Origin of the sequence: Dactylosporangium sp. NPDC006015, assembly GCF_040614215.1 — a bacterium.
Taxonomy (GTDB): domain Bacteria; phylum Actinomycetota; class Actinomycetes; order Mycobacteriales; family Micromonosporaceae; genus Dactylosporangium; species Dactylosporangium maewongense.
The window spans coordinates 1-12,869 of record NZ_JBEXUD010000046.1 but is presented as its reverse complement, the minus strand read 5'-3'; the positions used below and the strand labels follow the sequence as shown (position 1 = coordinate 12,869).

Annotated in this window: 11 protein-coding genes; 2 read left to right on the top strand and 9 right to left on the bottom strand. The window is 72.2% G+C overall.

Translation table 11 applies throughout. From position 1 onward, the window contains the following. Nucleotides 1–61: 61 nt before the first annotated feature. A complete protein-coding gene (locus tag ABZ321_RS46695) occupies nt 62–1,144 on the bottom strand; it encodes a cellulose binding domain-containing protein (RefSeq protein ID WP_354902746.1) in 1,083 nt (360 codons plus the stop codon). A 639-nt stretch (nt 1,145–1,783) separates the two neighbouring features. Here ABZ321_RS46695 and ABZ321_RS46690 point away from each other — a divergent pair. Further along, nucleotides 1,784–2,176: a hypothetical protein gene (locus ABZ321_RS46690; protein ID WP_354902743.1), complete on the top strand. Its 393-nt coding sequence runs from the start codon at nt 1,784–1,786 to the stop codon at nt 2,174–2,176. 60 nt (nt 2,177–2,236) lie between these two features. Here ABZ321_RS46690 and ABZ321_RS46685 read toward each other — a convergent pair whose 3' ends face one another. Both ABZ321_RS46685 and ABZ321_RS46680 read right to left on the bottom strand, forming a co-directional pair. Then, nucleotides 2,237–3,697 carry a M28 family peptidase gene (locus ABZ321_RS46685; protein ID WP_354902740.1) on the bottom strand — a complete coding sequence of 487 codons (1,461 nt, stop codon included), beginning with the start codon at nt 3,695–3,697 and terminating at the stop codon, nt 2,237–2,239. 144 nt (nt 3,698–3,841) lie between these two features. Beyond that, nucleotides 3,842–7,360: a M28 family peptidase gene (locus ABZ321_RS46680; protein ID WP_354902738.1), complete on the bottom strand. Its 3,519-nt coding sequence runs from the start codon at nt 7,358–7,360 to the stop codon at nt 3,842–3,844. Nucleotides 7,361–7,770: 410 nt separating this feature from the next. On the opposite strand from ABZ321_RS46680, the gene ABZ321_RS46675 reads away from it, so the two are divergent. Next, nucleotides 7,771–8,265 carry a hypothetical protein gene (locus tag ABZ321_RS46675; protein WP_354902736.1) on the top strand — a complete coding sequence of 165 codons (495 nt, stop codon included), beginning with the start codon at nt 7,771–7,773 and terminating at the stop codon, nt 8,263–8,265. A gap of 51 nt (nt 8,266–8,316) precedes the next feature. Here the strand turns inward: ABZ321_RS46675 and ABZ321_RS46670 are convergent, their stop codons facing one another. From ABZ321_RS46670 to ABZ321_RS46645, 6 genes are all read right to left on the bottom strand, one after another. After that, a complete protein-coding gene (locus tag ABZ321_RS46670) occupies nt 8,317–9,108 on the bottom strand; it encodes a PH domain-containing protein (RefSeq protein WP_354902733.1) in 792 nt (263 codons plus the stop codon). Between the two features lie 167 nt (nt 9,109–9,275). Continuing rightward, nucleotides 9,276–9,500, bottom strand: coding sequence for a hypothetical protein (locus tag ABZ321_RS46665; RefSeq protein WP_344506513.1), 225 nt, complete (start codon nt 9,498–9,500; stop codon nt 9,276–9,278). A gap of 75 nt (nt 9,501–9,575) precedes the next feature. Beyond that, the gene (locus ABZ321_RS46660; protein ID WP_354902731.1) at nt 9,576–10,331 is read right to left on the bottom strand and encodes a BTAD domain-containing putative transcriptional regulator; all 756 of its coding nucleotides are present in this window, start codon (nt 10,329–10,331) and stop codon (nt 9,576–9,578) included. Next, nucleotides 10,328–12,127 (bottom strand): ABC transporter ATP-binding protein, encoded by a 1,800-nt coding sequence (locus tag ABZ321_RS46655; protein ID WP_354902728.1) that lies wholly within the window; start codon nt 12,125–12,127, stop codon nt 10,328–10,330. Before ABZ321_RS46655 ends, ABZ321_RS46660 begins: the two co-directional genes overlap by 4 nt. After that, complete coding sequence (locus ABZ321_RS46650; protein ID WP_354902726.1) at nt 12,124–12,639, bottom strand: TlpA disulfide reductase family protein; 516 nt, start codon at nt 12,637–12,639, stop codon at nt 12,124–12,126. The genes ABZ321_RS46655 and ABZ321_RS46650 overlap by 4 nt, the downstream gene beginning before the upstream one ends. Next, nucleotides 12,636–12,869 (bottom strand): hypothetical protein (locus tag ABZ321_RS46645; protein WP_354902723.1); only part of this gene is annotated, 234 nt, incomplete at its 5' end. The genes ABZ321_RS46650 and ABZ321_RS46645, both read right to left, overlap by 4 nt.

The following is a 12,869-nucleotide window of genomic DNA, read 5'->3' as shown; positions in this document are numbered from 1 at the left end:
TCGGTCCCGGCACGCCGCGGCCGGCCCCGCCGTGAGGGCAGGGCCGGCCTCGTTCAGCGGGTCAGGAGGCGGTGCAGCTCACCGACGACGGGGCGGTGCCGCCGGCGGTGAAGCCGTACGTGGTGGTGGCGTTCGCGCCGAGGGAGCCGTTGTAGGTCTCGTTGCGCACGGTCACCGGCGAGGTCGCGGTGACCCGGCCGTTCCACAGGTTGCTGATCGTGGCGCTGCCGCCGGACCAGGTGGTGCTCCAGCCGGAGATGCCGGAGGAGCCGGTGTTGCGCACCGTCACCTCGCCCTGGAAGCCGCCCTGCCAGCTGTTGGTGGTCTTGTACGTGGCGGAGCAGCCGGCGGTTCCGCCGCCGCCCCCGCCGCCGCCACCCCCGCCGCCGCCGTTGATGGCGGCGGAGAACGCGGTGACGGCGAGGCCCTGGCCGCCGATCCACGGCTCGAAGCCGGCCTGCATGCTCGTCAGGTACCACGAGGTGGTCGCCTTGCCCCGGCTGATGACGTCGTTGATGAACGCCTTCGCGTCGAAGCTCCAGCTGCTGATCGGCGACGGCGCGACGTAGGACACCACGTCGTTGCCGCCGTTGTTGCCCTGCCAGACCTCCCAGGTGCGGCCGGCGATGGACGCGCTGCCGACGCGGCTGCCGACCGGCTGAATCGAGCCCTGGCGGTTGAACCAGATCATGATCTCGGTCGCATTGACGCCGTTGGTCTTCGGGGTGGGGTCCATCCAGATGTCGTACGCCGCGTCGTACGTGCCGCCGACGTAGCTGTACGAGATGCTGGTCTGCGCGGAGCTGATCGCGCTGATCTGCATCGGCAGGTTGGTGCCCGGCGAGCAGTTGCTGTAGTGGCAGCCGACGTAGATGGCGGGGTAGGACGCCGGTGCCCCGTTGGTGGGCTTGTTCGCGTTGATCTGCGAGATCGAGAAGCCCGTGCTCGTCACGTTGATGCACTGGGTCGCGCTGTTGCCCCAGTTGTTGTTCATGACCACGTACCGGCCGCCGATCGTCGTGGACCCGTAGGTCTCACAGATCTGCGTGTCGGCGAGGGCCGGCTGGGCGGAACCCACCAGCGCCACCATGCCTGCTGCGGCGAGCAGACCGGTCGCGGCGGCGGCGCGCAGAGTGTTTCTCATGCTGCCTCCTTGCCTGCGTCGATGGAGCGACGGGAACGCTCCTGCATGCGGACGCTAGGCAGCCTTCCGCCGACACGCGAAGGAACAGCACGATATTTATCATCGTCGCTGCTCAGCGGGGCCGATGGGTGGTGAAAGGTACATCGCCAGCAGCGCGGATTTCGGGCCTGGCGCCCACGCGCCCACCTTCGACACGGCTCCTGCACAGACATTGATCAATGCCCGCATTTGCGGCCTTCGTTCCATGGACGGTGCGCGATCCACCCCCAAGTGGATCTCTGAAATGTAGGCGGATCGCGCAGCGTCGATTCCCCAAAAGGTACATTCCGGGGCATTGACCAACGTCTGCGCGGGGAGGCCGAGGGGTCGAGGGGGCGAAGAGTCGAAAGCCGAGGCCCGACAGGTAGCCGGTCCTGTCGATCACCGGACCCAGATGACGGCGGCGATGGAGATCAGGCCGGCTCGGCAGACAGGACACGTCCTGAGCGGACAGCATCGCCCGTGCCCCTTGGCGGCATCGAGGCGCGTCACCGTCACCGAGCCGCTTCCCACCGGGCGAGGCGCCCGCGCGACAATGCGGATCATGAGCGACTTCTCCGGCTGCGAGGCAGCAGCGTGTGCCGCGGGGCGGTGGCCGCGATGTTGATCAGGCAGGGAACCGCGCCCTACGGGTGGGGTCTTCTGGTCGTGTCGGACGCCGGCTGCACGTTCGAGGGGCTGCCCGAGCAGCCGCCCGCCGGGTGGCAGTTCGTCGCCGGGGGTGACGTGGTCGTGTTCAGTGTCGAGCACATGCAGTTCGCCGACGTGACGGTCCGGGTCTGGCGGGACCGGCTCGGTCACGGCGACGGCCGGGCGCCGATCGCCTCCGTGGCGCTCGCGGTGGCGTCCGGCCGGCTGGTCGTCGGGGACGTCGAGCGGAGCCCGGAGGTCACGATGCACGTCGAGCTGGAGCCGGGCACGTACATCATCGACGCCTACTTCGACGTCCCGCTCGGGCCAGAGCAGGTCGATCTGGTGGTGCGCCCGGCCTGAGACCAAGCACGCGACGCCCCAGTCGTCCGACCGGGGCGTCGCGGCTTCCGCGGGAGGTCGTCAGCTGACCGTGACGGCGGTGTCGTCGATGACGAAGGACGTCTGCAGCGACGAGTCCTCCGTGCCGTTGAACTTGATGGTGACGGTCTGGCCGGCGAAGGCGTTCAGGCTGTACGTGCGCAGGACGTACCCGGAGGCCTTGTTCAGGTTGGACAGCGTGCCGAGGGTGGTCGAGCCAGCCGTGACGGTCAGCTTGTCGTACGCCGCCGTGGTGGTCGTCTCGGCGGAGTCGATGTGCGTGTAGAAGGTCAGGGTCGCCGAGCAGCCCGCCGGGATGGTGACCGCCTGGGAGATGGATTCGGTGTGGGTGGAGCCGTAGCCGAGCAGCCAGGCGGAGTACGTGCCGGTGCGGGCGGGCTGGCCCTGCGAGGCCCACTGGCCGATGGCGCCGCTGGTGCCGGTCCACGAGGTGGCGCCGGACTCGAAGCCGGGGTTGAGCAGCTTCTGGCCGCTGCAGGTGCCACCGGTCGGCGGGGGCGTGGTGGGCGGCGGGGTGGTGGAGCCGCCGACCGAGGTCTGCCAGATGGTCGCGGCCACGCCGTCGGCGGCGCGGTTCAGGACCGTGGCGTTGATGTTGCTGGTGGTGTCGCAGGACTGGTGGTAGCAGGAGTCGTAGGCGCTGTTGGCGGTGCCGCCCCACTTCGCGGCCTGCGCGGAGGTCTTGCGGGCGCTGGCGCCGGCGGCGTAGCCGGAGGTCGGGATGCCGACGCGCTCGAAGGAGTAGTCGTCGGAGCGGCCGGCGCCCTCGGTGTTCTCCTCCGGCTGCAGGCCGAGGGAGTCCCAGTACGCCTTCATCGGCGCCGCGGCGGCGGAGGTGATGTGGTTGATGAAGTAGCCGCCGTTGGGCGAGCCGATCATGTCGAAGTTGTAGTACGCCTTGATCTGCGTGCGCTGGGTGCTGGTGAGGGCGTTGGCGTAGAAGGCGGAGCCCTGCAGGCCCTGCTCCTCGCCGGCCCACCAGGCGAAGCGGACGTGCCGGCTCATAGTCGGGTTCTGCTGGGCGAGGACCAGCGCGTTCTCCAGCAGCGTCGCCGAGCCGGAGCCGTTGTCGTTGATGCCCGGGCCGGCCGCGACGCTGTCGAGGTGGGCGCCGAACATGGTGATCTGGTCGCTCGGGCCGCCCGGCCAGTCGGCGATGAGGTTGTTCGCCCGGTACGTGCAGCTGGTGCACGTCTGCTCGGCCACCGTGTACCCGGCGGCCTGCAGCTTGCCCTTGATGTAGGCGACGGAGGCGGTGTAGCCGGCGGTGCCGCTGCGGCGCGTCCCGCCGTTGCTGGACGCGATGGAGCCCAGCTGGGTCAGGTGCGCCTGCACGTTCGCCACGGCGATGTCCGGCGCCGCGGCGAGCGCGGGCGTGACACCGGCCGACGGCGCGGCGAAGGCCGGGATCGCCAGGCCCGCGCCGACGAGCAGGAGTGCGGCGGACGCGGTCAGGGTCAGCGCCGCTGAACGGGGTCTCATCAATGAGCTCCTCGATCGGAGTAGGGGTTGCGCGAGATTCGCATACTTCGATCCGACGTCACAAGTGATCGAGGGCATATCAGCCTGGACATACCAGCGGTGGGTGCCCGCCGCAGCCGGGCACCCACCTGTCAGGAGCCAGGGTCAGCAGGCCCCGGCGTCGGTCCAGACCGCCCACGAGCCGGGCGCGCCCGGCTCGGCACCGGTCGAGTACCAGGTGCTGTTCCACAGGCGGCCGTTGTAGGACACGCGGTCACCCGGGACGTACGGGGTCGTGGCGCTCCACGTCGGCACGCCCGAGCAGCCGCCGCCACCGCCGGTGACGGTCAGCGTGTACGTGGCGGTCCGGTCCACCGACGCGCCGTCACCGAGCACGGTGAGCGTGTAGGTGCCCGCCGGCGTCGCCGCGGTGGTGCTGATCGTCAGCGTCGACGCGCCGCCGGACTGCACCGTCGCCGGGTCGAACGCCGCGGTGGCGCCCGCCGGCAGCCCGCTGACCGACAGCGCGACGGCCTGCGGGTTGCCCGACGTGGTCTGCGTGCCGACCGTCACCGTCGTGGACCCGCCGGGCGGCACCGAACCCGACGCCGGGTTCAGCGACAGCGAGAACGTGTCCTGCCCGCCGCCGTCGACGGTGAGCGTGAACGTCGCCGTCCGGTCGGCCGCGGTCCCGTCGCCGAGGACCGTCACCGTGTAGGTGCCGGCGGGGGTCGACGCGGTGGTGCTGATGCGCAGCGTCGACGTTGAGCCCGCCTGTACCGACGCCGGAGTGAACACCGCGGTGGCACCGGTCGGCAGCCCGGACGCCGACAGCGCCACGGTCTGCGCCGAGCCGGACGTCACCTGCGTGGCCACCGTCGTGGTCACCGACCCACCGGGCGTCACCGAGCCCGAGGTGGGGCTCAGCGACAGGCTGAAGTCGTCGGTCGACTGGCCGCCGACCGCCTGGTTCCACACCGCGTAGGCCACCGCGTCGGCGCTGCGGTCCAGCGGTACATCGGCGACATTGCTGATCGTGTCGCACGAGCTGTGGTAGCAGGAGTCGTAGGCCGCACCGGCCGTGCCGCCCCACTTCTGCGCCTGGGCCGTGGTCTTGGTGGCCGAGGCACCCGCGGCGATGCCGCTGGAGGCGATGCCGGCGTTGCGGAACGAGGCGTCGTCGGAGCGGTTGGCGCCCTCGACGTTCTCCTCGGTCTGCACGCCGATCGAGTCGTAGTAGGCCTTCAGCGGCTGCGCCGCCGTGGTGGTGATGTTGTTGATGAAGTAGCCGGCGTTACGGGAGCCGACCATGTCGAAGTTCCAGTACGCCCGGATCTTCGCGCGTTCGGTCGCCGGGAGCTGGTTGACGTAGAAGGCGGAGCCGCGCAGGCCCTGCTCCTCGTCGGACCACCAGCCGAAGCGGACCCGCTTGGTCATCGTCGGGTTCTGCTGCGCCAGGGCCAGGGCGACCTCGAGCAGCACCGCCGAGCCGGAGCCGTTGTCGTTGATGCCGGGACCGGCCGCGACGCCGTCGAGGTGCGCGCCGAGCATGAGCACCTGGTTGGCGTCACCGCCGCGCCACTCGGCGATGAGGTTCACCGAGCCGGTCGTGCAGGACGTGCAGGTCTGCCGGGTCACGGTGTAGCCCGCCGCCTGCAGCCGCTGCTCGACATACTGCAGCGAGGCGGTGTAGCCGGCGCGGCCGGAGTACCGGTTGCCGCCGTTGTTCGTGGCGATCGTCTGGAACTGGGTGAGGTGCGCCCGCACGTTGCCGACGCTGATGTCCGGGGCGGTGCCCGGGTTGCCGCCGCCGGTGACGGTGAGGCCGAGCGTCGCCGTCCGGTCGGCGCTGACCCCGTCGCCGAGGATCGTCACGGTGTACGACCCTGCCGGCGTGCTCGCCGCCGTGCTGATCCGCAGGCTCGACGTGCCGCCCGACTGGACGGTCGCCGGGGTGAACGTGGCGGACGCGCCGGCCGGCAGGCCGCTCGCGGACAGTGCCACGCTCTGCGCGCTGCCGGAGGTGACCGCCGTGCTCACGGTGACCGTGGCGGCCTGGCCGGCGGTGACGCTGGTCGAGGTCGGGCTGACCGTGACCGAGAAGTCGTTGCCGCCGCCGATCGGGCACGCCGGCTCACCGGCCGCGGCGTTGACGCTCACGGCGCTCCACGCGGCCTTGACCGTCGCGCATTCGGCGTTGCTGTTCGGGTACAGCTCGACCGCGGCGCGGACGGTCGCCAGCCGGGCGGCGGCGTGGTTCCAGGCCGTGGTCTTGCGGTTGAGCCCGCCGAGGAAGATCCGGCCGGCCTTCTGGATGCCGATGCCCGTCACGGTCGTGTTGTTGCAGGTCGGGCTGGTGGGCTTGCCGCCGCCCGGGTTGCTGCCCTCCGCCAGGAGGTAGAACCAGTGGTTCTGCGGGCCGGCGGCGGCGTGCACCTCGGTGCTCGGGATGGAGCTGCTGTAGCAGTTCGGGTTCCCGCTGATCCGCGACGGGTTGTACATGTACCGGATCGGGCCGGAGCCGGTGAGGTTGACCTCCTCGCCGACGTCGTAGTCCGCGGGGTCGTTCGGGTTGTTGGCGTATGCCTCGGTCAGCGCGCCGAAGATGTCACCGGTCGACTCGTTGAGGCCGCCGTTCTCGTTGCCGCTGCCGGCGCCGCCGGGCGTGGTCTGGAAGATGGCGTGGCCGTACTCGTGCGCGACGACGTCGATCGGGGTCGCCTGGCCGGTGCCGGCCGAGTTGCGGCCGAAGTTGGTGTACGAGCCGTTCCAGTACGCGTTGACCTCCGCCAGCCCGACCCGGGCGGGGAAGCCGCGGCCGGCGCCGTTGATCCCGTTGCGCCCCAGCCAGCTGCTGAGCATGTCCCACTCCTGCTCGACGGCGTACATCACGTCGACGCAGGCGGTCTCCAGGTTGGTGCCCGTCCCGTTGCCCCAGGTGTTGGTGGTCTTGGTGTAGGGCGTGCCGCCCTGACCACCGCAGGAGATCCCGGGCCGGTTCGGGTCGGTCATCGAGTACGACGAGCCGGAGCCCGACGTGTCGATGGTGACCTGGCCGTTGTAGTAGCCGTTGCCGGTCGCGGCGACGACCTCGTCCCAGGTCTCCTCGGGCAGCGCGGCGCCGGTCGTGGCGTCGACGTAGACGTGCAGCTTGCCGGGCTTGCCGGCGGCGGTGCCCTCCAGGACGACCTCGTAGGCGAGCCGGCCCTTGCCGCGGGCGAGGACGACCAGCCTGGGCGGGTAGGCGGTCGTGACCTTCGACAGCTGCGTCTTCGCGGCTTCCGTCGCCTTGACGGCATCGATCTTGGCGGTGGTCGTGACGTCGAGCGCGGTCTCCTGCGCGCCGTTGACGCTCAGCACCGTGCCGTTCGCGTCGGTGACGACGACGAAGTCGCCGCCCCGCACCGGCAGGCCACGGTGGGTGCGCTCGTACGACACGTACCGCAGCCCCTCCTGCCGCACGACCGACCTGCGGTCGAAGCGGTCCTCCGGCGACCGGTGCACCTTGGCGGGCTCGGCGCCGAGGAACTGCTCGGCGGCCACCTCAGGCGCGACGGCGGCCTTCTGGGGCGGGCCGGGGTCCGGCGGGCGGGTCGCGGCGGCCGTCACCATGGTGGCGGCCAGCACGACGGCGACGGCGGCGGCGACCGTCACGCCCCCGCGCAGCGCGAGTGTGCGTCTCACATTGGCTCCTCTTGACGACCGGTCCGGCGGCTGGAGCGGCGGTGGCCGCCCGACCCGGACCGGGATGACAGATGGGGGTTCTGCCTGCACCAGGTCCGCCCGAGGTACGGCGCAACAAGGTGGTTAACTCCTGTTACTAGTTCAGTAACACCCAGCATTCAAGGGGATGACCAGGCGCCCCGTCAAGAGACGCCGACAAATGGGCCGCCTGCCGCGGACCGGCGAGGTGCCTGGTGAGCGTCAGCGGGTGCCGGCACCGCGGTGGCGTTTGCGCCGGTTGATGCCGCACTCCACGACATGGCGCCGCTCGCGGATCTCGGGGCCGAAAGGCGGGTGGCGGCCGCCCAGTACGATCTCGTGTTGTGCATGTCCGGGGGATCGCGCAACGTGTCGTGTCGGGGAGCCTGGCGGTGCTTGTCGCACTCGCCGCGCTGACGGCCTGCGCCAGGACGGTGCAGCGACCCGTGCCGGATCAGACACCCGAGTCCTATGAGGTGCTGGTCGGCGAGTGGCACTCGACGATGACCGACTCCCTGCACCTCGAAGGCATCATGCTGGAGCACCCGATGCCCGAGGTTCCGTGGCCCGCCGGATGGGACTACCGCTTCCGGGCCCGGTGCGCCGGCACCGGCGCCCTGCTGTTCAGCGTGCGCGGGAAGCGCTTCCGCAACACGTTGAAGCCGCACTGCACCGGCAAATGGCAGCTCGACAGGACATCGTTCCCACCCCTCGTCCACGACGGCGACCGCGACCTCGGCCCCTACACCGTGATCTTCGACGCGGAGCCCACCGTCACCTCCTGGGACGTGGAGGCCTACGCCACGCGGATCTACAACGCCTACGGAACCGCAACCCCATCGCCGAGCGGCCCCGCCGTCACGGCGTCCGCCGCCGCCACGCCGTAGTCGACAGGGCAGACCGCACGCCCAACTTCGACACACTGCCCCAGGTTCGCGTCATGCCGGGGTGACGGGCGGCTGGAACGGGCGCCCGCCACGGACGGCCGGCTGCGCCTTCCACTGTTGGAAGCCGGTCCCGAGGCGGTCGAGCTCGGTCTGGGTGCCGATGTCGGCACGGTGCTCCGGGCGCTCGGCGTAGTGGCGCAGCACGGTGGTCAGGAAGACGGTGTTGACGTGCAGCCGGAACACCGCGATGCGGCGCGAGCGCGCGACGCCGTCCGGGCCGCGGTGCAGCAGCCGGATCGTCCACTGCCCCGGGTGCGGACCGCCGGGCAGCAGGTCGTCCCACCGGATGTCGTGCGTCCGGAAGACGTTCCGCACGGTGACGCCGGCCGGGGTCAGCCGCAGCCCGGCACCCGGCAGCCACAGCAGCGCGAGCGCGGCGAGGACCATCAGTGCGGGGAGTGCGATGAACCCCCGCAGGACCGGGTCGGTGGGCAGGCCGATCCGGTCCGTGCCCGGCACCCTGTCGAACGGAAACGTGTTCGCCGCCTGCGACATCAGCGCGATCGCCAGGAAGCCGGGCTGCACCGGCGAGCCGGGAGCGACGAACGTGGCCCCGTCGCGTTGGAACGTCGCCGGTGCGCGCAGCTGCCGGCGGGTCAGCCACAGGTACACCAGCAGCGGGCCGAGCAGGGCGACCCCGGCCGTTCCGAGGCTCGCCCAGGTGCCGGTCGACGCGGGCTCGATCCGCCAGAACATCGCCTGCAGCACGAACCTGTGCACCCAGACCGCAGCGAACCCCGCCGAGGCCACGACAGTGGCGGTGACCCTCCAGGCGAGCGGCATGCCCGGATCGTAAGTGGTCACCCGAGGCGCAGACAGCCTCCGAACGGCTCAGGAAGCAATCCTGCTCACGTTCAGCGACATTGGCGATGCGGCGCACGTCCGCCGGACAGTGCGGTGGGCAGCCTGCCGATCGCAGGCCGCCCACGTCCGTGCCGGTGACGCCGCGATCAGCAGCAGCCCTTCCAGCTGTTGATCAGCTGGCCGCCGACGCCGCCCTGGTAGACGCGGCAGTAGGCGCCGCACTGGTAGTACTGGTAGCACTGGCTGCCGCCGCACCCGGTGTAGCGGTAGACGCAGTAGCCGGCCTGGTCGCCGACGCACGCCGACGCCTTGGCGCCCGGCAGGAGCGCGGTGAGCATGCGGTCGCCGAGGCGGGTGAGGGTCTTCGTCATGGCCGATGCCACTCCCTTCGATGGTCCGACACGGTGCCGGCCGAGTTGACCGTCACGGCGGCCGTTAACGTTTCGCTAACGGCCCTGGTCGCGTTGGATCGCCCCAGCGAGTGTCCGGAGCCGCTGCCCCGGGGCGATGCCGAGCTCGTCGGCGAAGAGCCGCCGGATCTCGTGGTAGGCGCCGAGCGCGGCCGCCGGGCGCCCACCGCCGAGGTGGCCGCGCATCAGGCATTCCCAGGCCCGCTCGCGGAAGGGTTGCCGCAGCACGAGTGCGTCCATGGTGCTGACCGCCTCGTCGTAGCGCCGCAGTGCCAGCAGCGCCTCGGCCAGGTCCTCGAGCGCGCACATCCGCCGCTCCTCCAGCCCGGCCGCGGCGGCCTGGATGGCCGGGGCGGGCACGTCACCGAACGCCGGGCCGCGCCACAGCCCCAGCGCGCGCTGCAGCAGGCCGATCCGGGTCGCGGCGCCGTCCGGTCCGGGATGGCGGACGGCCTCGGCGGTCAGGCCGGTGAAGGTCGCCAGGTCGGTACGCGCGGAGCCGGCGTCGAGGCGGTACCCGGGTGCCTGGGTCTGCAGCGCCCCGCTCGCCGGGCAGCCGCCGGCCCGGGCGAGCTCGCGGCGCAGGGCCCAGATGTGGCCCTGGACCTTCGTGACCGCGGTGGCCGGCGGCGCGTCGGGCCAGATCGAGTCGACGAGCTGGTGCACGGGCACGACGGCACCGCGCTCCAGCGCGAGGGCGGCGGTGATCGCGCGGCGTCCCGGGCCGCCGACCGGCACCGCCCGTCCGTCGACACGGATCTCGATCGGGCCGAGCAGGCCGATGGCGATCATGGGGCGGGCTCCATCTGGTAGCCGCCCGCCTGCAGCCGGAACATCGCCGCGTACCTCCCGTCCGCCCGCATCAGCGCCGCGTGGTCGCCGTGCTCGACGACGACACCGCCGGCGAGGACGGCGATCGTGTCGGCGTCGCGGACGGCGTTGAGGCGGTGCGAGATGAGCAGGCAGGTCCGCCGGCCGCGCAGCGCCGCCATCCGCCGGTGGACCTCGTGTTCGGCGTGCACGTCGAGCCCGGCCGACGGCTCGTCGAGGATGAGCAGGCCGGCGTGGTCGCGCAGGACCGCCCGGGCGAGGGCGAGCCGCTGCCACTGCCCGCCGGAGAGGACGACGCCGGATTGGGCGTCGGACTCGCCGAAGGCTCTGGTGAGCGGGGTGGCGTACCCGAGCGGAAGGCGTTGCAGCGCCTCGTCGATGCCTGCCTCTGCCGCGGCGGCGCGCAGCCTGGGCAGGTCGCCGGCGGCGGTGAGGTCGCCGACGGCGATGTTGTCGGCGGCGGTGAACTCGTAGGCCATGTAGTCCTGGAACACGGCGCTCATCCGCTCGCGCAGCCGGGCCGGGTCGAGGCGGGTGATGTCGGTGCCGTCCCACAGGATCGTGCCGCGGGTCGGCGGGTAGAAGCCGCACAGCAGCTTGACCACCGTGGACTTTCCGGCGCCGTTGTCGCCGACGAGGGCGAGCGACCGTCCGGCGCGGACGGTGAACGACGCGCCCCGCAGGATCCAGTCATGCCGCTCGCCGTACCGGAACCACACGTCACGGAACTCGATGGTGGGCACGTCGCCGTCGGACGGCGCGGCGGCCGGCACCGGATCGGCCGCGCCGGCGGAGGTCACGGCGACGTAGTGCCGGAACAGTGTCAGGCACTCCCCCGCGGCGGCTAGCTCCGCGACGACACCGGCGAGGGTGCCCTGCAGCGCGGCCAGGGCGGCGACGAGCACGGACAGGTCCCCGACCGTGCCGTGCCCGGCGGCGACCCTGCCGACCAGCACGGCGAGCGCCGCGGCCGACACCATCCCACCGAGCAGCGCCAGGCTCCCGTCGACGCGCAGGGCCAGCCGGTCGGTGCCGCGCTCCGCCGCCTGCGCACCGCGCAGCTCGGTGAGCATGCGGGTCCGGAAGAAGGTGGCCAGGCCGTACAGCCGGATCTCCTTGGCGGCTCGCATGTCCAGCAGCAGCTCGGCGTAGAAGACCTGGCGGCGCACGCCGGGCGTGATCCGCACCAGCGTGTCGCTGCGGTGCCGGCTGAGCCGGAGCTGGGCGATCAGGGCCGGCACCGCCGAGGCGACCACCAGCACGGCGACCAGCGGTGACCCGGCGACGAGCGTCGCGGTGAAGCCGGTCAGCGTGACGGCGGCCTGCGCGGTGGACAGCACCGACCCGGTCAGCTGGGCGGGAGCGATCTGGCTCGCCTGGCGGGCGAGTTGCAGCCGGTTGTGGAAGTCCGGGTTTTCGAGCTCCGCCAGCCCGGCCGGGCGCGACACGGCGGTGAACAGCTCGACCTGGGTCCGTAGGGTGACCCGGCGCGCGATCTCCTGCTCCGCGTACCGCCCGGCGTGCCCGGCGACCGCCCAGGCCGCGGCGGCGCCGGCGATCCCGGCGACCGGCCAGGCCAGGTGTGACCCGCCGGCGCTGAGCTGGTCGAGCAGCAGCTTGGTGCACCAGGCGACGACGACGGGCGCGCCGCCCCCGATGAGCATGGCCGCGATCCGCAGCGCCGCGGCCGCCGGGGCCGATCGCAGATACAGCGCGGCGGCCATGGCGAACAGTCGCACCGGTCCGGGCTCGTTCACGGCCGCACCGGCAACCGGAGGTCGTCGACGGTGGTGCCGCTCGCGGCCAGGATGCCGCCGTCGTCGTAGTACAGGAACGCCGGCGTGCCGAGGACGCCGAAGGCCGCCATGAGCTCGCCGGGTCCCGGTTCGGTGACCACCTGCCCGGCAGGCCGCAGCACGGTGGCGAGCGCGGCGACGTCCTCGCCGGGCGTGGTCGTCACCACGGACAGGATCTGCACACCGTCGCGCCGCAGGTCGGTGGCGCGGCGGGCGAGCCGGTCGGCCTGGTCCGGGCAGTACTTGCAGGTCGTGGAGAAGAACGCGAGCAACAGCGGACCGCCGGTCCGGCCGGTGACCCTGTCGACCTGTTCGGCGGGCAGGGCGCTGCCGAGCGGCGGCCCGACCGCCGCGAGGCCGGGGTCGCGGTGCTCCTCGATGGCGCGCAGCCGGCGGATCACGGCGGTGGTGAGCAGCAGGTCGACCGCGACCGCGACGGTCAGCACGGCGACGAGGGCGTACAACAGGGTCACGGTTCCTCCAGGGGTCGGCGTGGCTGCCCGGGGCGGCGCAGCAGCCAGGCGAGGGTGTCGAGGTGCACCACGGCGGCGACGGCGGCGACCGCGGAACAGCCGTTGACGAGCAGGCCGGCGGCGGACCCACCGGCCGGGTCGAGCAGGTCCGGCGCCGACACGGCGACGGCGCCGGCGGTGGCGGCCTCGACGGCGAGGACGCCGGCGCGGATCACGTGCCGGCGCGCGAC

What these genes read in the sequence shown, in the direction of transcription:
- ABZ321_RS46695 (WP_354902746.1), bottom strand. Translation starts at nt 1,144, where the DNA reads ATGAGAAACACTCTGCGCGCCGCCGCCGCGACCGGTCTGCTCGCCGCA.
- ABZ321_RS46690 (WP_354902743.1), top strand. Translation starts at nt 1,784, where the DNA reads ATGTTGATCAGGCAGGGAACCGCGCCCTACGGGTGGGGTCTTCTGGTC.
- ABZ321_RS46685 (WP_354902740.1), bottom strand. Translation starts at nt 3,697, where the DNA reads ATGAGACCCCGTTCAGCGGCGCTGACCCTGACCGCGTCCGCCGCACTC.
- ABZ321_RS46670 (WP_354902733.1), bottom strand. Translation starts at nt 9,108, where the DNA reads ATGCCGCTCGCCTGGAGGGTCACCGCCACTGTCGTGGCCTCGGCGGGG.
- ABZ321_RS46665 (WP_344506513.1), bottom strand. Translation starts at nt 9,500, where the DNA reads ATGACGAAGACCCTCACCCGCCTCGGCGACCGCATGCTCACCGCGCTC.
- ABZ321_RS46660 (WP_354902731.1), bottom strand. Translation starts at nt 10,331, where the DNA reads ATGATCGCCATCGGCCTGCTCGGCCCGATCGAGATCCGTGTCGACGGA.